The following is a 21,884-nucleotide window of genomic DNA, read 5'->3' on the forward strand; positions in this document are numbered from 1 at the left end:
TACATATTAAGCATATTTACTTCACAAATACATAGGATTACAATACGAATAGTAATAATTATCGTTTTCAACTAATTTGAGGTAATCATGTCGGGCATAAGCATACTGTTAATTGAAGACGATAATACATTAAATAATTACTTAGCAGACTTACTGATAAAATCCGATTATGACGTGCAACAGTGCTTTGATGGCATAATGGGCTTAAGTCTGGCGAGTTCTAAACAATATGATCTCATTCTACTCGATAAGATGTTACCTAAATTGGACGGTGTTTCGTTACTGAAGGCGTTACGAAAAACCAGTCAACAACCTGTCATCATGATTTCAGCCAAAGGGGCAGAAGAAGAGCGAATTCTAGGCTTACAACATGGCGCTGATGACTACATTGCCAAACCCTTTAATACTCAAGAGTTGCTACTAAGAATTGAGAGCATTTTAAGACGTAGCCTGTCCATATCTGCACCTAAAACACCTGCAGAATTAATCGTAGATGGATTAACAATCAACCCTAAAAACCAAACCATTTATGTGAATAGTAAAAAACTTGATTGCACAACCATTCAGTTTAAATTGCTTTGGGAGTTGGTTTCCCAACAGCATAAAATAGTCACTAAAGCTGACTTATATCAAACCGTTCTCAATAAAAAACTAGGGGCCTACGATCGAAGTTTAGACATGCACTTAAGCCGTGTTCGACGTAAATTGAACGAAGCCAATTGGTTAGGGGATCGCTTGCAAACAGTCCACGGAAAGGGATATTGCTTCAAATGAATCGAAAAATACTGTGGAAGCTTTGTTTTATTATTGCGACGGGTCTCGTCGCTTTTTTTTATGTGCTGCATGCGCTAACCACACAAACTGAAGAGCAGATGAGTTTTATTGCAGACTATGATCGTGATGAATTACAAATATGGGCAAATGAAGCTGAAGAATTAATGATATCAGACAATTCAGAAGAGTTAGAGGCGTTACTGATCTCAATACAAACGCAAGAAGATACTTGGGCCTCTGTAGCAGGCTTTACCGCCATACCAATTGCAGGCCAGCTACCCGAAAAAAGTATTGTCGGTCGTTATCACTTTGGACGAAGTGTCGACTGGAAAATTCATTTATATTTTAAAGATAACCCCATTATGGAGTTACCTTTTAAAAACATAGATGCCAGTTTTTTGATTCGGCTCCCCGAGAGAATGCGTCCTGGAAGTTATTGGGGAACAACTCGCATTTTACTTCAAGTTTTCATTCCGATGGCTATTTTAATTGCGCTTTTCATCGTACTTTATAGGCACATTATTACGCCTTTAAAACGCCTTGAAAAAGCTACATCCGCATTTAGTGAAGGTAATTATAATGTTCGAGTAAAAAAGCATCTTGGTAAACGTAATGACGAGTTTACCCATTTAGCAGCCACTTTTGATCAAATGGCCAGTCGCATTGGTGAATTAATATCAAATCAGCGAGATCTCATTTCAGACTTATCTCATGAGCTGAGAACTCCTTTGACGCGCTTAGATATTGCAGTAAATAGTTTTGAAGAAAAAGAAACTCAATATCATATTGAACGCATTTCTAGGGAGTCACAGCAAATCCGAAAGCTCGTTGAAGATACACTCACTTTGGCATGGCTTGATAATGAAAAACCTATAATAAAACAAGAAGATGTAGATTTGGTCGACTTAGTAGATGTATTAGTTGAAGACGCTAGGTTTGAATATCCTGATCGACACCTAGTGTTAAATAGCCCCAGTAATGCTGTGATTAAAAATAGTAGTCATAAAGCGCTTGCTCCCGCTATCGAAAACATTATTCGTAATGCCCTGCGTTATACTCCCGTTGGTCAAACTGTGCAGGTAGATTTAATACACAATGACGCTCAATATATCATTAATATCCTTGATCAAGGCCCCGGTATTCCAAAGCAGTATCTAAACCAAATATTTCAGCCTTTTTTTAGAGTCGACAATGCTCGGATTAGCGAAAGTGACAACTTTGGCCTTGGACTGGCCTTAGCCAAACGTCACTTAAATAGTGTTAGAGCACAAGTTAGTGCGAACAATCAAGCAAGTGGCGGCTTAGTCGTTAAGATAATCATTCCCACATTCTAAACTCTAGCTCCTAAACACCACACTCTAAACGTATAAAGAATGCTAAATGTAATAAATGTAATAATGATGGACGCCACCGCTACAAATGATAATAATTATCACTCAATAAATGTAAAATGTTTGAGAAGTCATAATGTCATTTGTGTTAAAGAGAGCCCCTTTTTTTAAAACACCAGTAGCAATCGCAGTTTTAGGTATTTGTTGTAATGTAAATGCAGCACAAACAGATATTGAACCAGAAGCTGAAGAAATTGAAAAGGTTGAAAAAATAACCATTGTAGGTGCCACTACTAATGCTGAAATCACACCAGTAGAGCTTGAAAATTATCAAGCAAACGACTTAGCGGATATTTTTCGCCATACCCCATCAGTAACCGTTGGTGGCTCACTTGGTATCGCTCAAAAAATATTTGTCCGCGGTATGGAAGATTCAATGGTCAATGTCACCGTTGATGGTGCGCCACAAACAAGTACACTTTTTCATCATATTGGTCGTGTAGCCATAGAGCCTGAGCTTCTACAAAGTGTTGAAGTGCAAGCAGGTGCAGGTGAAGCCACATCGGGAACGGGTGCTGTTGGCGGGGCGATCCGCTTTAAAACAAAAAGCGCCAATGATTTACTTGGCAAAGATGAAAAGTTTGGTGGTATTGTCAAAGGCAGTTACTTCACCAACGATGGCCATAAAGAAAGCATTACCTTATACGGAAAACTCGCTGATAAAGTCGGAGTACTTGCTTCATACGTTAATGTTGAACGCAACAATATGCAAGACGGTAATGGTGATGAAATCCCCGGTACGGCTTCAGAGCAAACCCTTGGCTTTGTAAAGCTCAATGCAGAGCTGACAGAAAACCAAGATTTAACTGTGAGCTACGAAAACCGCCAAGAAGAAGGTGAGTTTGGTAAGCAAACTAACTGGGCACCGTTAGAGGGTGACCCATTATTTGAATCATGGGGCGAACGTGAAACCATAGTACTAAATCATGCTTGGTATCGTAATAACCTCCTTAACCTCGAAACCACTATCTACAACACCGAATCATCATTTAAACGCGAACTCTACACTTGGGATGCCTCGATTAAAACCACAGGTTTTGATTTACGTAATACCAGTGACATCGGCGACCATTCTATTACTTACGGTGTCGAGCACAAAATTGATAAGGTGCATGCGCAATCTTATGAAGATTTTGGTGGCATTTTTGACGAAGAAGGCAATGTAACCGGTCTTTATCTGCAAGATCATTGGCAACTAACAGATAGTTTATTAGTGAGTATTGGTGGCCGTTATGATGCTTATGAACTTGACCATAATGGTATTGAAGCCAATTGGATTAAAGTTGACGGCGTTTGGGTTATTGAAACCGATGCCAATGGTGATCCTGTAACAAGTGCGTCTGAATTTTCAACCGAAAAACAAGATGGCTTTAGCGGCAATATTGGTTTTGAATATAGCTTCACCCATGCACTAAAACTCTCAGCGGGTTACGCACAAGCCCTACGTGGTAGACAAGTTGCTGATGCCTTTACTGTAGGTGAATTAACGCCTAACCCAGACCTTTCACCGGAAGAAGTCGATAACACCGAAATCGGACTGGTATTTAATGATGGCACGTGGTTATTGGAAGCCTCTGCTTACCTAAGTGTTATCAATGATGTGGTATTTGATAAGTTTAAAGGTCGTGAAGGCGTATTTTACGAAAACATTGGCGACCTAGAAACCAAAGGTGTAGAGCTTGTTGCTGGCTATCAAGGTAACGATTTTAACATCATTGTAAGTTACAACCACAACAATGTTGAACTTAATAACGCTTCATTCGTGTGGCCTGATGCCAATGACCCGTCTGGCTACAGTGCAGTAACCTTAGACGGCATTGATATGGCTTCTTATGAGTACGGGGGCTTAGGTAATGCTGTTGGTGACTCACTGAATGTGAACGTGAATTATGAAGTGAATGAACAGATTCAGTTAGGCCTTAACTATAAGCATGTTACCGATTTAAATGACATTGAAGTATTTCATCGCTCTATTGAGCTAGGTTGGGTATCTGAGTTAGAAACTGTTGATAAGCCGGGATATGACGTAGTTGATGCCTATGTAACTTATATGCCAATTGAGAGCTTAAAGCTGAATTTATCAATTCAAAACCTCTTTGATGAAAACTACCGAAGCCATGGCAGTGTTGCTGATTATGGCCATATACCTGGCTACGAGACTGTAGTAGGAATTAATGAACCGGGTCGAGATATACGTCTAGCTGTTTCTTACCAATTCTAACTCTACTCTAGTTGGTGCTTATAAACGCTATTTATGAGCACCAAAATAGCACGCCAATGAATTTTACAAACAAACACATCCTTGCATTCCACATTACTTGTCGCGTGTTAATCGCATTAGTGGGTGGCTATATTATGTCAGCCAGAAATTGACAACTTAAACAGCAACGGAAACATCCAGTTTGCCTCTAGCATGTATGTCGTCAGTCAGTTTAGTCAAAGCAATGGTATTGGGGGGAATAACAGTCAAGTATACGCTTATAAAGGTGCAACATTTAGCTTGGAAGGCCTTGGGTTTCAAGGCTTTACTGAAATCATAATGCAAGATGTTACAACAGGTGCAGTCACTCGTACCGTCTTCCATACCGGTTTTCCATATGCAGGTAAAATACAGCAGTTGCAACATTATCAAGACCAAACTCAATTAAACTATGGAAGCCCTTACCGAAGCGAAACCTATAGCTGGCAGGTCAATGCAGCTCATAAAGCTGAGAGTGCAGGAGCTGTGCATATTTATTTAGCAGAGAGGGTGCATGAAACCTTTGATTTGAGCACCTTAGAGTTACTCAGTACTACAACCAGTAAAATGACTGAGATTGACCGCTGGGGTAATGTGCTTAAAAGTCAAAGCCGCGTTGAAGATAAATACGGTTATCAATTAACGGAACAAAGCCGTGAAGTTGAGGTTGATGAAACAAACTGGTGGCTAAATAAAGTCACTAAAAGTACCAAGGTTAAGTCATCAAAAGACTCGTTAGCCACTGATAGCGGCTCAAGCGTAACCCAAACTTTTAGCCAATGGCATAGCAGTCGCAAGCCTCAACAAGTGGTAACGACGGTAAGTGATGATCCTCGAGCAGGCCAAACAAGTGTGTTTGAGATTAACGACTATGGTTTAACCACTTCGGTTGCAACTACAGCTCAAGCTTATGACAATGGCCGTTGGCACAATCAAACTAGAAGCAACAGTACCAGCTATAGTTTAGATGGTACCAGTGCTGCTAGTGATGGTTATTTCCCTTATACCCAGACCAATGCTTTAGGGCATAAAACGACTCTTAAGACATCGCCGGCTTTTGGCCTACCAACCCGTATTATCGATGCCAACGGGCTTGAATTACGCAAGGACTACGATGGACTTGGGCGCACGGTTGCTGTAACACAATATGCTGCCAGCGGCATAGAAGCGAGCCCCACTGTTTACACTGGCTACCAAAACGTGATGTATGATGCTGACGCCCCTTCTCATGCTTACAGCAAAACAATGACAGTCAGCCCGGGAACTGCAACCAGTGTACAATACTTTGATAGACTAAACCGCCTGATACGGACGATGGTTCAAGACTTTGATGGTGGTGGTTATAGCGTCTCAGATATCGAATATGATGCTCTCGGCCGTAAGGTATTTGAATCACGGCCCTATTCCAACTTAAGTCAAAGTCGCTATGGAACATATTACTTGCAGTATGATCTACTCGGGCGTCCAGCTATAAAACAAGTAGATACATTAGCTGGTTTACATAGTACGGCCTATCAATACTTGGGATTAACAACCGAAATTGATGCTGGCAATTTACCCACCATGAGTCGTAGCTACAACAGCTTAAAACTGTTAATGTCCACAACAGATGCAGATAACGGCCAAACACGTTATGGCTATAATGCCAGTGGTTTTCCACTCATTATTGAAGATGCGATGAAGAATCGTATTACGGCACAATATAATGCCATAGGGACTAAATTGTGGGTGAATGACCCTAATCAAGGCCGCAGCACATACATCACTAATGGTTTCGGTGAGCTTGCTCAGCAAACTGATGCTAATAATGATGTTATTCGGTCAAGCTATGATAGCTTAGGGCGACTCATTAGCAGACGCAGTAGTTATGCAGCTAACCGCTTGCCGACACGAACCGCCACATGGCAATGGGACGAAGGTAAGCTGGGTTTGTTAGATAGTGAATCCGTCGGTGATTTTAGCCAGCAGTACTATTATGACGATGCCAGTAGAGTCATTGAGGTGGCAACCGGTATTGGGGAATTATCGTATTCATTGGCTCATGTTTACGACGATAACTATGGCCGCCTAAAAGCAAAGGTGTACCCTAACAATCTCGTCGTGGCAATGACTTATAATGACAGCGGTTATTTAACCAAAGAATACAACACCGCAAACAATCTCGTTTATCGGCAAATAACGGCTATGGATGCCTTTGCTAATATCACTGCTGCCAATATAGCTCATGGCGCAATGACCGGCGAATACGAGTATTCGCAAATCAGCGGTCAAATGCTGGCAAGTCGAGTAACAGCCAGCGGCAATGATATACAAAACCTAGAATATCTAGACTATGACGAATATGGTAATTTGTTGACGCAGTTAGATAACCTTAGCGGCACCCTTGAGACATTTGACTACGATAATTTGCAACGTCTTACCGATAACACTTTGTATCATGAAGGTAATCTCGTCCAGCACATCGATTATGAGTACGATGCACTCGGTAACCTTACCCGAAAATCTGATTACGCTAACAGCTATCGCTATAGTCAAACTGGCAATGCTGGACCTAATGCTGTGTCGAGCGTCATAAAGCTGAACGGCCAAAGCTCAAACTTCAGTTATGATGCCAAAGGTAACCTCACAAGCGGCGATGGTAAAGCGACCAAGTTTAATGCTTTCAATAAGCCCGTAGCAATAGCACAAGACAGCAGCACATTAACATTTTCTTACGGCAGTGACTTATCCCGTTACCGCCAGGTTAAAGAGGTCGATGGTGTCACCACACACCATTATTATGTTGGTGGTATTTATGAGGAAACTCGCAATGCTGACGGTGTGTTCCAGTCTAGCCGCGCTTATATTAGCGATGTCGCTATAGAGAAGGTTGAGCAAGGTACCGACAGAAGCGTAATATTTACCCATAAAGATCGCCTGGGCAGCAATCATGCGCTAACAAATAGAAGCGGCCACATATTGAGCCGAAGAAGTTTTGATCCCTTTGGTAAGCCCAGAGCCCACACCTGTGATATTTTAACGTTGCCGACGTTAGCTAGTCTCGATGGTAGTGCGCTCATCACCCCGCGGGGCTTTACCGATCACGAACATCTTGATGATGTTCAGTTGATCCACATGAACGGCCGGGTGTACGATTACAACCTTGGGCGCTTTATGAGTGTGGACCCCTATATTCAGGCGGCGGGTAATAGTCAGTCGATTAACCCCTACTCTTACATCATGAATAATCCGTTGGCGGGAACCGATCCGACCGGTTATTGTGCAGAAACCGACGACCTGCAAGGTTGCGCTGACTCCTTACAGGAAAATGAAACTAAGGCGATAACTAATGGTGATGGCAAAAAAATCGGTCACGTAGGAAAGAGTAGTGACGGAAGCTTGCATATCACTAAAGACACAAGCATGTCGGGGCAGCAAGCGATTCAAACGTCTATGAGTAACAGCACCGATCTAGGTGGTATGAGTAGTCGGGATCAGGGTAATGCGGGAGCTGATGGGGGTAGGAGTACCAATGTAGGTCAAACAGATAATACAGCAGCCCAAGGTGTGCTCGCAGCACAGCAAGCAGCCTCAGTATTGGATGAGAGTGCCGTGGTAATGAAAACAAAACCAAATGTCCTTCCGTTCAATACTACCAACGCAAGTACGTGGGAGTTAGCAATCGAGTCGGCATCCACAAACTCCAAAATGGTGCTGCTAAATGGTGAGCTACTGATTAAAAAGTTATTTGCCGTCGGGATTGGTTTGGAGATTAATGAATACCTTGAAGGGAAAGATGGATTTGGTAAAACCGTGTTCGATATGGGAGTTAGTGCTGCACCATTCGTGTATCCCGCAACAACCATTTCTGCCGTAGGTTATGGAGCATCTGAAACGTTTTACCCCGGCGGCGCAAAAGGGTTTGCATCAGATGGCTTAGGAATCATGAGGCAAGGTGCTGTTAAGGCAATATCCCCCGTGACAAGACCTATTAATAACTTTAAACGGCTACAACCTAAGCAGCAAGAAAGTACCCTTAAAAGGATGCTCGCCATTCCTGATTTCGACCTTGGAGATAAAAAGTAATGTTTGTTAGAAGTGGTGTATTGTATGCGTATTTTTCCAAATTGGAATTTATGAGAACAGTGACAAACGGGAAAGCTGAAGACCATACAGTTTACTCAGTATCGCTACCGTTTATTTTTGTCACTTACATATTACTTACTGGAGTGCAGGTGATTTTAGGCATCCACGATTTAGGGAATCCTATTGTTTTACTGGTGATTATGTTTATCGTAATATATTTAACGAAATTTTTATGTAGGCACGATTCTTATTTTACTACTGTGGAGGAGCGGTATCGTGAGATGCCTCCCGAGTCAAGAAAGAAGGTAAAAGTGGCTGTGTACACCGTTGATTTGATAAGCTTTAGCTTGTTATGTTTGTCGATTTATATTCTGAAAAATGGATACATGACTTAACCACAAGGTTAAACGAACGACTCAAATTAATAAGATTGAGTCGTTCTTTTTACCCTTGCTATTCCCACCATCATCACAGTTCCCATTACTAGCAATCTTCATCACCGTATAAATCTTTCCTACTTTCGACTATAATCTCGAAAGTTACGGAGAGCCAGATGAGTAATATCAGCAACTTAGAAGATTACAGAAACCCCACCCCAAGCACCAAAAACTCGAAAGTTATCAATACCCGCAAATATAAAGATGTTCGTGAACGTGAATATCTAACATCATCAGAGATTGAGCGCATCAGCAAAGCAGCCAAATCGGTCGGTCGCCACGGTCATCGTGACAGTACCATCATCATGGTTGCTTACCATCATGCATTGCGTGTGTCTGAGTTGGTCAATTTGAAGCAGGAATAGATGAGCCACCCACTCTTAATCATTAAGTTTCCACGGCAAATTAACCACTCATAGCACAATATTCGAGTGCTTAAGGCAAATTTGCCATACTCTTGTTATTTTTGAATGTTGCCTACCAGTAAATGGCTCTCATACATAATACCAATTACATTAAAAGATTGATCCTTCAACGAGATTTTGGCGACACTAATCTAAGGTCGTTAATTGCTCCTTGGTATTCGATTGTACTAAAAACGTAGTCCCAATAAGAAACTACGCTTTACAGGCGGAGTTATTCGTATCGTAATGCCTCAATAGGATCGAGGTTAGCGGCTTTATAGGCAGGGTAAAAACCAAAGCCTATTCCAATCAGTGCAGTCCCCATGACGCTGATGACGATAATCGTGAGTGATAATGCCATTTCCCAGCCAACCCAATATTGCATGATGAACACAGCCAGCAGCGACAATAACACCCCCATTAACGCGCCAATAATACATAAGGTTATGCTTTCAATAAGGAATTGGATCAATATATGTTTTGGTTTCGCCCCAACGGCCATCCGTAAGCCAATCTCACGTGTGCGCTCAGTGACACTCACGAGCATTATGTTCATCACGCCTATGCCACCGACCAATAACGACACGCCAGCAACTCCAGCTAATAGCATAGAGAATACACGGTTTGCTTCAGCGCGCGTCGAAAGCATTGCAGATAGGTTCATGACATCGAAGGGACTTGTTTGTCCAATTGGCACACGATGGCGCTGGTTAAGTAAACGCTCGACTTCCTCACTAACGTAGTCCATATTTTGAGCTTCATTGACCGCTAACGTAAGCCGATTTACCTTGTTAATATTACTACCCGAACGGCCTAGCACACGCCTATTTGATGTGGTTATCGGCATGATCAGCGTATCATCTTGGTCAAATCCACGCAGATCTTGCCCTTTTGTTTGCAGCAGCCCTATTATCGTTATCGGGACCTTATTGACACGCACTATCTCGCCTACAGCGAACTGCGCATCACCAAATAAAGCTGCAGCCACGGTATGGCCTATCAGTGCAACCTTAGCACCTGATCTAACGTCATTTTCACTGAACATTTCACCTTGAGAAATCACCCAATTGCTGGCCTGAATGTAGTCTGTGTTAGTTCCCAGTATGCTGGTAGACCAATTTTGATTACCCCATACAACTTGCGCTTGACCGCTGTTTGATGCTCCAACGTAAACAACTTCGGCAATATCGTTTTTGATGGCAACGGCATCGCTCATTTCAAGCTTATTCACGTTTCCGACGGCTTGTTTCGCCCCGCCAGATTTACTCGGCCCGGCCCGAACCATAAGTACGTTTGTACCTAAGCTCTTGATCTGCTCTTCAACTTGTCGTTGTGCACCTTCTCCAAGAGCAAACATGACAATCACGGCGCTAATCCCAATAATAATCCCTAAAGTCGTTAAAATAGAGCGCATCAGGTTTCGTCTTAGCGATAATAATGCCGTGTGAACTAACGTCATGGCATCACCTTCACTTTGTATGCATCAGCACTCTCATCTGGGCTTTGAATTTTGCCGTCTCTTACCATAATGATCCTATCTGCGTAGGAGGCAACTTCATCTTCATGAGTGATCAAAACAACGGTTTTACCTTGCTGATTAAGCTTCTTAAACAGCAACATGATGTCTTTGCTAGTGTGACTGTCCAGTGCCCCTGTAGGTTCATCTGCCAAAATAATATTCGGTTGATGAATTAACGCTCGTGCGATAGCCACTCGTTGTTGCTGACCACCAGAAAGTTGGCTGGGTAGGTTCATCAATCGATCGCCTAACCCCACCGACTCTAGGCATTGTCTAGCCCGAAGAGTGGCATCTTTTATCAATTCATCTGCATACATTAATGGCATTTTTACGTTATCGATCGCAGAAGTACGAGCAAGCAAATTGAACTGCTGAAACACGAAGCCTATATGGTCACGGCGTAATGTCGCTAAACCCTCTTTCTTCATTCCCAGTGTCGAGCGATTCAAAATCCGCACCTCACCTTGTTCTGGCGTCATCAAACAGCCAATAAGATTCATTAGTGTTGACTTACCTGAGCCAGAAGGCCCCATGATCGCCACCATTTCCCCTTGCTTAATGTTGAGGTTTATATTTTTTAATACCTGAAATCGCTCTCCGGCCATCGGAAAGCTGTGGCTCAGATTCAAACACTCAATTGCTATACTCATTTTGAACTCGCTTTGATTTGAGTGATCACTTGCTCGCCCATTAGATCGCTATTCAATAGTTCTGTATATTGCCCATCGGTGATCCCCAACTTAACCGGCACAATCACTTGCTTGCCGTCACGTAGCAGTAGCAAACTAGCCACTCTGACTTTTCCGCTTTGAATTTCAAGCCTAAGCGCTTGTTGTTGTTTGGTCAGTACTGTGTTTAACGCTAGCTCAAGCTGTTGTTTATATTGCCTAGATCTTCCTGCCCCCCCACCTTCTGCTCGTTTGGGCATAATTTCTTTTAACTGTTGCTGTTGAGATTCACTCAAATCTAAGCTTGCTAATAGTGTCTGTGGACCACGTCGCTGGGTTTTATTTGAGTTATCATTGAATCGTGTGGCTAGTCGCAGTGCTGCATTAGGCACCCGAAGGCTACCTTGAACGCTATCAATGGCGATATCCAGATTGGCTGTCATACCGGGAAGTAACTCCCCTTTACGATTATTCGCAGAAACAATCACCGTATAGCTGACTACACCAGAGGTCGATTGTGCTGATCGTCGGATCTGCTTGATCACGCCGTTAAACTGCCCATCCGGGTATGCATCAACTGTAAAACTGACTCGTTGTTCCACTTGTAACTGACCAATATCAGATTCATCAATGTAGGCTTCAATCTCCATCATCGACAGATCTTTAGCCAGTTGAAACAACTCTGGGGTATTAAGGCTCGATGCCACGGTTTGCCCAGCTTCAATGGTTCGAGCTATGACGATACCTTCAATTGGTGCTCGGATCTCAGTACGATTTAGCTCAATCTGATTCTGATCCAAACTGGCTTTATTAGCCGCTAACGTGGCTTGCAATACTGCCAACTGGGCTTCTGACTGCTGTACATCAAGTTCAACTTGTTTGACTTGGGTTTCTATATTATCAAGCTCATCAGCTGAAATATGTTTAGCAGCAGCAAGTTTTGTAGCCCGTAGTAGGTCACGCTTAGCTTTATTGAACGTCACATTCGCACGTTCAATAGCAATGTGCTGTAAACGCAGATCGGCTTTAGTTTTATCGACCTGAGCTTGGGCTTGAACCACTTTGGCAGCAAAAGTGCTGGGATCAATTTGAGCCAGGAGCTGACCGGCGGTCACCGTATCGTTAAAATCGGCATAGACAGCGGTGATCTGCCCAGAAAGCTGCGCACCAACAATGACATCATCTACCGCCGCCAAGGTGCCTGTCGCACTGACAGAATTCATGATATCACCGAGGCTTATTTTATCTGTTTTATAAGTCGTCGCTGCTGGTGTAATTGAAGCTTGAGTCATGAAAAACCAGCACACAACAATCACTAGGATAGCGATAATAACTAAGGATAATCGTTTCATTATGGGTCAAAGTAGCAATTAGAGTAGCCCTTATGCTATCAAGCGATTAGCAAATAACCCCACGACTTTTACACTACTTTACGCCTCTCACTCATTAGCAGTTTAGCTTCGTTGTTCTATATAACGAGTTAACATTAACCATGATTTAAGGCATGCAGGCAGACAATTATGTAATTTCAGTTTTTCGATACCAATTGCGGTAAGTTATTGATAATTAGCTGACAATTCAAGGCGCTGAAATCGAGTAAGTAAATTGAGGCTATTCGTTCACTTTGGCAATGTTTCCATGCATGATGCTAGATAACTGCTCCTTGATTATTCTATCTTCAAACAGCTAGCACTTCTGCTGCCCAAATTTGACTTTCAATGAGTAATACCAATCACTATAAGCTGATGAACTATTCATAGCGATCAAACCTCTTACAGATTGGGATTAGTATTGGTATTGGTATTGGTATTGGTATTGGTATTGGTATTGAACAGAACATTAACCTTACGAAATGGGGATACTACGAAGTGTGCTACGCTTTAGATAAAGAATAACCATTAGCCAATTTTGATATTTTTCTTTAGGGCTTATATCTCCGCTAGATAGTCAAAACTTTAATGTCGTCGGTTAAAATGTTTTTAAATATTTTAGGCTTGTTCATATATGTGCAAACCTACAGCAAATCTCGTGACTGCGAAGCACTATAGGTGGCGTCACCTACTGATTTTTTGCACCCATCTGATTTATACATGATGCCCATCTAATATAAGCACTTTAGGCTAATATTAGATGGGGTTGATAATGACGCAATCTTAATTAAATTAATAGTTAAGTTAGAGTGCAATTGCGAGTTCTGCGCCTTGGCGGATGGCGCGTTTAGCATCAAGTTCTGCAGCAACATCAGCGCCACCAATCAGATGTACAGGAACTCCCGTTGATTTCATCTCTTCAACAAGTTCTGTGTTTGATACTTGGCCAGCACAGAGTACAACATTATCGACGGCCAATACCTCTGGCTTGTCATCAACTGTAATGTGTAAGCCTGCTTCATCAAACTTGTTATAGCTAACACCTGTTTTCATCGCGACTTGATGTTGTTTTAAAACAGAGCGATGGATCCAACCGGTAGTTTTTCCTAATCCCTTACCCATCTTAGTGGTTTTACGTTGCAATAAAACAACGTCACGGTGTTTGTCATCTAACACTGGCTCTGTAAGGCCGCCGGCTTCTTTATATTCTTTATCAATACCCCACTGCTTTAACCACTTATTAGCGTTTAACGTTGACGATTCATCTTCGCAAAGGTAATGAGCCATATCAAATCCAATACCGCCAGCTCCTATCAAAGCAACTTTCTTTCCTATTTCTACATCGCCATTGAGCACTTGTTGGTAATCAACCACTTTTGGATCATCAAAGCCGGGAAGGTCTAGAGGTCTTGGTTTGACCCCCGAAGACATTACTATCTCATCAAACTTTTCATCTCTCACTACGCTAGCATCAAGTCTAGTGTTTAACCTCAACTCAACCTTGTGTAGTTTTATCTGATTAAGGAAATAACGGATAGTTTCGTCAAATTCCTCTTTACCAGGGATTTTACGCGCTAAATTAAATTGGCCGCCTACTTCTGGTTTTGCTTCAAATAGCACAACTTCGTGACCACGAGTTGCAGCATAAATGGAAAATGCCATACCTGCAGGGCCGGCTCCCATTACAGCTATACGCTTTTTCACTTTCGCTGGGGTAAAGTTGAGTTCAGTTTCGTAGCAAGCCCGTGGATTGACTAAACAGGTTGCGCGCTTTAAAGCAAAAGTATGATCTAAACAGGCTTGGTTACAACCAATACAGGTGTTAATCAATTCTGGCGTGTTAGCTTCAGCTTTGTTCACAAACTCTGCGTCGGCTAAAAATGGCCTTGCCATAGAGACCATATCCGCTTGCCCTGAAGCTATTATAGATTCGCCAATTTCTGGAGTATTAATACGGTTGGTCGCGATGAGAGGAATGCTCATCTCTTTCATCAGCTTCTCGGTAACCCAAGCAAATGCTCCACGCGGAACACTGGTAGCAATAGTCGGTACTCGAGCCTCATGCCAGCCAATACCGGTGTTGATAATTGTCACTCCAGCACTTTCTAATGATTTAGCAAGCTGAACGACTTCATCCCATGTCGAACCGTTGTCGACTAAATCAAGCATCGAGAGTCTAAAAATAATAATGAATTCTTTACCCACTTTAGCGCGGATTTGCTTCACGATCTCAATCGGAAATTGCGCTCTATTTTCAAAAGCACCGCCCCATTTATCGCTGCGCTTATTGGTGCGAGAGCTGACGAACTGGTTAATGAGGTAACCTTCACTCCCCATCACTTCAACGCCATCGTAACCTGCTTTTTTAGCTAACGCAGCGCTAGTAGCGTAGTCTTTAATAGTACCTTCTACCTGTCTTGTAGACATTTTAGAAGGTGTAAAAGGTGTAATCGGTGATTTAATTTTGCTCGGAGCTTGAGAAAATGGATGGTAGCCGTATCGGCCAGCGTGCAGTAACTGCATGCAGATCTTACCGCCAGCATCGTGAACGGCTTTGGTCACTACAGTGTGCTTTTTTACCTGCCATGGAAAACTCAACTGACAAGCATTAGGGGCAAGTCTGCCACGCAAATTGGGCGATATACCACCAGTAACAATAAGCCCTACTCCGCCTTGTGCACGCTCTTTATAAAACGCTGCCAGTTTCTCAAAGCCGCCCTTTTCTTCTTCTAAACCGGTATGCATTGAGCCCATCAATACGCGGTTCTTTAACTGGGTAAATCCCAGATCTAAGGGTTCTAATAAATGCGGAAACGACATTCAAACATCCTTTTTAAACAAGTGATTTAATTCAGCATACCCTGTGTTATCAATAAGCTCAATAAGTGAGTGATCAGATTCCTTTACAAATGAGTTTTCCTTTCTAAAGGATTTTCAGTTAGCATTATGCTAATTCGGATTTAAAGGAGTGGCTAATGCCCGCTAAACCCTCAGTTTTTAAAAGGATATTTCTGCTTTGCTGGAATATTATAAATGGTACAAGAAAGTTATTTCTAAACCTTATTTTTTTCGGTTTGATTATTGCGCTTATCGTAACCCTTAGTAGCGAAGAGACATTAAAAGTTGAAGATGGCTCAGCGCTTGTGCTGAACCTGTCAGGCACTATCGTTGATCAGAAACGTCGTGTAGATCCTTTAGAAGCTGCGATGAAAAGCGGCAGCGCTAAAGATGGTAGTGGCGAAATACTGCTTTCGGATGTCATCGATGTCGTGAACAATGCAGCTTCCGATGCTCGAATTAGTCAATTGGTACTCGATCTAGGCCATTTACGTGGTACAGGCATGAGTAAACTGCAATCTATAGGCGATGCATTAAACCACTTTAAGGAAACAGGCAAACCTATTGTTGCACATGCAAATTGGTTTGGACAAAATCAATACTTCTTAGCAAGTTATGCCGACAGCATCTACCTAAACCCTCAGGGCAGTGTTGAAATAGAAGGTCTCGGTCGTTACCGTCAATATTTCAAGTCTGCGTTAGATAAACTTAAAATCAAAGCACATGTTTTTAGAGTTGGTACTTTTAAATCTGCTGTAGAACCTTTTATTCGTGATGATATGTCTGACGCGGCGAAAGAAGCCAATTTGGCACTTTTAAATGATCTATGGGAAAGTTACAGCACTACCGTAGGCCAAAACCGCGATATAGCCGCTAAGCAATTGTCGTTATCTGCCAAAGAGTATTTGGCAGAACTCGACAAGGCTGACGGCCAATCCAGCCAAATGGCGCTTAATCTGAACTGGGTTGATGAGCTAAAAACCGCTGAAGAGTTTCGCTTAAGTATGGTTGACGCTGTCGGAAAATCTGCTGATGGTGAATCCTTTAAACAAATTGATTTTTACGATTATCTTTCTGTCACTGCAAGTCACCCTCTTTTATTAGCTGATAACAAAGTCGGTATTATTGTAGCCAAAGGAAAAATTTTAAACGGTTCACAACCCGCGGGTGAGATTGGTGGAGAAAGTACTTCAGAGCTACTGCGTAAAGCTCGATTTGATGATTCTATCAAGGCTGTAGTACTTCGAGTTGATAGCCCTGGCGGGAGTGCATTTGCATCGGAGCAGATCCGCCAAGAAGTGTTAGCATTAAAAGCCGCCAATAAACCAATTGTCGTCAGTATGGGCAGCTATGCAGCTTCTGGTGGTTATTGGATCTCTGCGAGTGCCGACTATATCTACGCCACCCCAACAACGTTAACGGGCTCGATTGGGATTTTTGGTATGGTTACTACCTTTGAAGACTCGCTCGCAAGTATTGGTGTGCACACTGATGGCGTCGCCACCTCTGATTGGGCAGGGTTTTCTGTCACTAAAGGGATGTCTCCTGAGATAGGTGCTGTTATTCAACGTCATATAGAACGTGGTTACAAAGACTTTATATCTCTGGTTGCTACCGAACGTGATATGACCTTAGAGCAAGTGGACAATATTGCCCAAGGACGAGTTTGGACTGGCCGCAAAGCACTTGAGCTTGGATTAGTTGATGGTATTGGTGATTTGCAAAATGCTGTTACTCATGCAGCTGAACTCGCAAAAATTGACCATTTTGATACTGAAGTGATTCAACAAGAATTATCACCGCAGGATCAATTTATTCAAGAGATGTTTGCTTCAGCAGCAGTTTATATTCCAGAAAGCCTGACACAAACCACTTTAGTCGACAAACTACTTGGTCAGTTCTCGACACTCACTGACACGTTACAGTCTTTTGATGACCCAAATGGGGTTTATTTATACTGCGACACTTGCACTGACTAGCCAGTTAGCAGATAGCTTTAAGTAAACTATTATTAAATAAAGCCCAGTTTTACTGGGCTTTATTCTACCTGCACCATTATAATCACCTCATTGTGCTCAAAAACAAAAATAACATGACTAAACCTTGTATATATGTTGCCTACACAGGCGGAACCATTGGTATGCAGAAGACCGAACAGGGCTTTGCCCCAGTCGCCGGTTTTTTGACTGAATGTGTTAAAGCGATGCCTGAGTTTTACCATGAAGAGATGCCAGACTTTGTGATTAGCGAATACTCGCCACTTATCGACTCTTCAGACATGGCACCGACTGATTGGCAAATGATTGCTAATGATATAAAAGCTAACTATGACAAGTACGATGGCTTCGTTATCCTCCACGGCACAGATACGATGGCATATACAGCATCAGCTCTGTCTTTTATGCTGCAGGGATTGTCAAAGCCTGTCATCGTTACAGGTTCACAAATCCCATTAGCGCAATTACGTTCTGATGGCCAAACAAACCTGCTTAACGCACTTTATATCGCAGCCAACTATCCAGTTGCAGAGGTCTGTTTATTCTTTAATAACAAGCTATTTAGAGGTAACCGCACCACCAAAGCACACGCTGATGGTTTCAATGCTTTTGCATCGCCCAATTTTCCATTACTTCTAGAAGCTGGAATAAAAATTCGTTGGCATGCAGGCAAGAGAGCCGTCGAAAATGCGACGAAACCTTTAGAAGTGATCAATATTAGCCCGCAGCCCATAGGGGTCGTGACCCTTTACCCTGGGATCAATACCGAGATTTTTGCTAATGTTTTGCAGCAGCCAGTAAAAGCGCTGATATTACTCACATTTGGCGTAGGCAACGCACCACAAACACCGGCATTGCTAAAAACCCTTAAGGATGCCCATGACCGTGGAATCGTGCTGGTAAACTTGACTCAATGTCTGCAAGGTAAAGTCAATATGGGCGGCTATGCAACAGGTAATGCGTTAGCGTCAGCCGGAGTGATTAGTGGTTATGATATGACGACAGAAGCAGCTTTAGCCAAATTACACTACTTGCTTTCAACAGATTTAACGCCTGAGGCTATTCGCACTGCTATGGAGCAATCTATTGTCGGTGAACTAACCCAAGATTAAGCAAGCATACTTAATAGAAAAGCCGCTCCTAGAGCGGCTTTTCTATTAGTTTTTTTGTTTAAAGCTCTTTCTCTTTAAATTCAGCGATTGAATCACCTTTAAACTGCTTTTTAAGTTCAGACTTAGATAACTCATTGACCTGCCCTTCACTATTAATAGTAAAGTGCTCAGTTTGAGTGAGCTTCCGTGCTTGATATAGCATCACCACTTGCTGCGTTGAAGCACGCTGCTCTTGGCTTAGAACTGTTCCATCTTCCCACTTACCAAGTTCTACAGCACTCAATAAACGCTCATAGACTTCGGTAGGCATCTCATCGATGACTTTATTGATATCTGTCATACTTTTTTCCGTTTATGGAGCACGATTTGCACTCGTGTTATTAGATAGCCAACAAAGCCTAAGGCAAAAGCACCGCCGGCTACCGTTGCACGGGTACCTTCAGCGGGCTCCCCTCCCCAAAACCAAGTTACGACACCGCCAATAAATAACGTAAGCGCAAGAAAGCTCTGGTTCATTAATTGGTTAGAGCGTTTAATATGGCTAATAACCTGTAAACTTTCATTGTCGGCGGAGATGTTAGCCTTACAATGGGAGCACTGTTTTGCCATGCTCGATATCCGCTCACCACAACCTGGACATTTAACTAACGCCATAGATGATGTACCTCAACTGGTGACTATTTTAATTTATCGACAACGGCATTCATTGCAATTAGTGATGCTTCGCCTAAATAGATACAACGCTCTGGTGACCAACCAGCCATAAGATCAGGCATATTGTCGTTGTCTTTAAATGGCATTTCTAACGTATTTGAGAGACAACCGAAAGTGTGCGCAACCCAATTAGAGCCCACGGTTAAGTTCGCCTGACCTGGTTGATCTTTATCATATCCAAACTCAGTTTGAAAATCTGGGCTTGCCATTTGTAATGCATCAACAAATGCTTGCTGACGATCATCATCTTCTTTGGTGTATGCAGGCACGCCTTCACAGCCAGCCAAAAATACAAAAGGTAACCCTTCATCACCATGAACATCATAAAAAAGATCGACGCCAGTCTCTTTCATTTTGTTAACAACGTAAAAGACTTCAGGGCTCTTCGCTAAAGATGGCGATTGCCACTCGCGATTCAAGTTAGTGCCTACGGCATTAGTGCGAAGGTGTCCGCGCACGCTTCCGTCCGGATTCATGTTTGGTACGATGTAGAAGTTTGCTTTATCAAGCAATGATTTTGCTGTTGGGCAGTCGCTATCCAATAAATTATTGATTAAGCCTTCGACTAACCATTCAGCCATGGTTTCGCCAGGGTGCTGACGTGCAGTGATCCAGATATTAGCTTTCTCTTCATCACCATCACCGACTTTAATCAGTGTCATGTCACGGTCATCTAATGTTAACCCTAAATGCTCTAAACTGACCTGTGGATGCACTTGCACGGCCGCAAGTAGATCTTGATGACGCTCGTAACTATATGGTGCGAAATAAGCAATCTGAATAGCGTCACAATCTAAATCGACTTCGATTGTTAATTTACCATCTTGATAGGTGGTTGGCAGTCTAAACCAGCTTTGTCTATCGTAGGTCGCTACAGCCTGATAATCATCCCAACCTTTTACATAAGAAGCTTTATCTGCATTGACGATATTAAGTGTGTACTGAGTACCTACGACACCGTCTAGTTTGAAGTTAAACCACTGGAAAAATTCACCGCCTTCATCTGGACGAATGGCGAGTTGCACATCATCTTTATTATCTGCGTTGATTACTTCTATGTTTCCGCCATCAAAATTCGCGCTAATACGCATAACACTTCCTTTTTTACTGTTTAGGGCTGTGATCAGCTAGATATCAATCTTTGCGCTATAGAATAAACCAAAACGTGATAAGGAGCAGCCAAAAGCGTGCAAAAACCGCTAAAAATCACGGTTCTGTAAGGTTTACGTTGCACTAACCTCCAATACAGAGCTTTACCCACAACCTTAAATTCCATACAATCGCTGCAATTCGTAGAGATAGAGGGAGTTAACCCCTCGTTAGACACTGCATTCGTAAAAGAACGGAGAAAAAAATGACCCAAGCTAGACATTGTAACTTACTTATTCTGGGTTCAGGCCCTGCAGGCTATACAGCCGCAGTATACGCCGCTCGCGCCAACCTAAAGCCCGTAATGATCACGGGTATGCAGCAAGGTGGACAACTTACGACCACGACTGAAGTTGAAAACTGGCCTGGTGATGCAGATGATCTTACCGGTCCTGCTCTGATGGAGCGTATGCAGAAGCACGCTGAAAAGTTTGAAACAGAAATTATTTTTGACCACATCAATGAAGTAAACTTAAATGTGCGCCCTTTCCAGCTTAAAGGCGATAATGGTGAGTTTACTTGTGATGCTCTTATTATCTCAACTGGCGCATCAGCTATGTACCTAGGGCTTGAGTCAGAAGAAGCTTTTAAAGGCCGCGGCGTTTCAGCTTGTGCGACTTGTGACGGTTTCTTCTACCGTAATCAAAAAGTTGCTGTAATAGGTGGTGGTAATACCGCTGTAGAAGAAGCACTTTACTTAAGTAACATCGCTTCTGAAGTTCACCTTATTCACCGTCGTGATACTTTCCGCAGCGAAAAGATCCTAACTAAACGTTTAATGGATAAGGTAGAAAGCGGCAACATTATTCTGCATTTAGACAATACCCTTGAAGAGGTTGTTGGAGATGCAATGGGCGTAAATGGCCTTAAAATGAAAAGTACTAAAGATGGCAGCATCAAAGATCTAGAAGTTGCTGGCGTTTTTGTTGCTATCGGCCACAGCCCAAATACCGGCATGTTTGAAGGCCAGTTAGAGATGAATAATGGCTACATTAAAGTCGAAAGTGGCTTAAATGGTAATGCAACACAAGCAAGCATAGAAGGTGTTTTTGCAGCAGGAGACGTTATGGATCAACATTACCGTCAAGCAATTACCTCTGCAGGTACAGGTTGTATGGCAGCGCTAGATGCAGAGCGCTACTTAGACGCTCAGTAATCGTAGTTTATCTTTAAAAAAGCAGGCGTTAAGCCTAATGCCGATCAGTTA

General features: G+C 42.6%; 15 protein-coding genes. 8 read left to right on the top strand and 7 right to left on the bottom strand.

Going from position 1 to position 21,884, the window contains the following annotated elements; genetic code table 11:
* Positions 1-87 precede the first annotated feature (87 nt).
* The 5 genes from AB4238_RS15020 to AB4238_RS15040 all read left to right on the top strand — a co-directional run bounded on the left by AB4238_RS15020 (position 88) and on the right by AB4238_RS15040 (position 9,271).
* On the top strand, positions 88-774 hold the full coding sequence (locus tag AB4238_RS15020; RefSeq protein ID WP_372034153.1) for a response regulator transcription factor: 687 nt from the start codon (positions 88-90) through the stop codon (positions 772-774).
* 98 nt (positions 775-872) lie between these two features.
* A complete protein-coding gene (locus AB4238_RS15025; RefSeq protein ID WP_372034154.1) occupies positions 873-2,108 on the top strand; it encodes a histidine kinase sensor domain-containing protein in 1,236 nt (411 codons plus the stop codon).
* Positions 2,109-2,241: 133 nt separating this feature from the next.
* On the top strand, positions 2,242-4,386 hold the full coding sequence (locus tag AB4238_RS15030) for a TonB-dependent receptor domain-containing protein (protein WP_372034155.1): 2,145 nt from the start codon (positions 2,242-2,244) through the stop codon (positions 4,384-4,386).
* A gap of 123 nt (positions 4,387-4,509) precedes the next feature.
* Positions 4,510-8,469 carry an RHS repeat domain-containing protein gene (locus AB4238_RS15035; protein WP_372034156.1) on the top strand — a complete coding sequence of 1,320 codons (3,960 nt, stop codon included), beginning with the start codon at positions 4,510-4,512 and terminating at the stop codon, positions 8,467-8,469.
* A gap of 553 nt (positions 8,470-9,022) precedes the next feature.
* Positions 9,023-9,271 (top strand): tyrosine-type recombinase/integrase, encoded by a 249-nt coding sequence (locus AB4238_RS15040; RefSeq protein ID WP_372034157.1) that lies wholly within the window; start codon positions 9,023-9,025, stop codon positions 9,269-9,271.
* A 271-nt stretch (positions 9,272-9,542) separates the two neighbouring features.
* Here the strand turns inward: AB4238_RS15040 and AB4238_RS15045 are convergent, their stop codons facing one another.
* The 4 genes from AB4238_RS15045 to AB4238_RS15060 all read right to left on the bottom strand — a co-directional run bounded on the left by AB4238_RS15045 (position 9,543) and on the right by AB4238_RS15060 (position 15,687).
* The gene (locus AB4238_RS15045; RefSeq protein WP_372034158.1) at positions 9,543-10,769 is read right to left on the bottom strand and encodes an ABC transporter permease; all 1,227 of its coding nucleotides are present in this window, start codon (positions 10,767-10,769) and stop codon (positions 9,543-9,545) included.
* On the bottom strand, positions 10,766-11,479 hold the full coding sequence (locus tag AB4238_RS15050; protein WP_372034159.1) for an ABC transporter ATP-binding protein: 714 nt from the start codon (positions 11,477-11,479) through the stop codon (positions 10,766-10,768). The genes AB4238_RS15045 and AB4238_RS15050 overlap by 4 nt, the downstream gene beginning before the upstream one ends.
* Positions 11,476-12,849 (bottom strand): efflux RND transporter periplasmic adaptor subunit, encoded by a 1,374-nt coding sequence (locus AB4238_RS15055; RefSeq protein ID WP_372034160.1) that lies wholly within the window; start codon positions 12,847-12,849, stop codon positions 11,476-11,478. Before AB4238_RS15055 ends, AB4238_RS15050 begins: the two co-directional genes overlap by 4 nt.
* A gap of 822 nt (positions 12,850-13,671) precedes the next feature.
* Positions 13,672-15,687 carry an FAD-dependent oxidoreductase gene (locus tag AB4238_RS15060; RefSeq protein WP_372034161.1) on the bottom strand — a complete coding sequence of 672 codons (2,016 nt, stop codon included), beginning with the start codon at positions 15,685-15,687 and terminating at the stop codon, positions 13,672-13,674.
* A 155-nt stretch (positions 15,688-15,842) separates the two neighbouring features.
* Between AB4238_RS15060 and sppA the strand changes: the two genes are divergently transcribed.
* Both sppA and ansA read left to right on the top strand, forming a co-directional pair.
* Positions 15,843-17,684, top strand: coding sequence for a signal peptide peptidase SppA (gene sppA / locus AB4238_RS15065; protein ID WP_372034162.1), 1,842 nt, complete (start codon positions 15,843-15,845; stop codon positions 17,682-17,684).
* A 113-nt stretch (positions 17,685-17,797) separates the two neighbouring features.
* Positions 17,798-18,814: an asparaginase gene (ansA, locus tag AB4238_RS15070; RefSeq protein WP_372034163.1), complete on the top strand. Its 1,017-nt coding sequence runs from the start codon at positions 17,798-17,800 to the stop codon at positions 18,812-18,814.
* Between the two features lie 58 nt (positions 18,815-18,872).
* On the opposite strand, the gene AB4238_RS15075 is transcribed toward ansA, so the two are convergent.
* The 3 genes from AB4238_RS15075 to AB4238_RS15085 are packed head-to-tail and all read right to left on the bottom strand — an operon-like array spanning position 18,873 to position 20,619.
* Complete coding sequence (locus AB4238_RS15075; RefSeq protein WP_372034164.1) at positions 18,873-19,154, bottom strand: YeaC family protein; 282 nt, start codon at positions 19,152-19,154, stop codon at positions 18,873-18,875.
* Positions 19,151-19,468, bottom strand: a complete 318-nt coding sequence (locus AB4238_RS15080; protein ID WP_020912569.1) for a hypothetical protein — start codon at positions 19,466-19,468, stop codon at positions 19,151-19,153. The genes AB4238_RS15075 and AB4238_RS15080 overlap by 4 nt, the downstream gene beginning before the upstream one ends.
* Positions 19,469-19,491: 23 nt before the next feature.
* On the bottom strand, positions 19,492-20,619 hold the full coding sequence (locus AB4238_RS15085; protein ID WP_372034165.1) for a M14-type cytosolic carboxypeptidase: 1,128 nt from the start codon (positions 20,617-20,619) through the stop codon (positions 19,492-19,494).
* 263 nt (positions 20,620-20,882) lie between these two features.
* Between AB4238_RS15085 and trxB the strand changes: the two genes are divergently transcribed.
* On the top strand, positions 20,883-21,833 hold the full coding sequence (trxB, locus tag AB4238_RS15090) for a thioredoxin-disulfide reductase (protein ID WP_372034166.1): 951 nt from the start codon (positions 20,883-20,885) through the stop codon (positions 21,831-21,833).
* The last annotated feature ends 51 nt before the right edge of the window (positions 21,834-21,884 follow it).

It is taken from the genome of Shewanella sp. 10N.286.45.A1 (assembly GCF_041470405.1).
GTDB lineage: Bacteria > Pseudomonadota > Gammaproteobacteria > Enterobacterales > Shewanellaceae > Shewanella.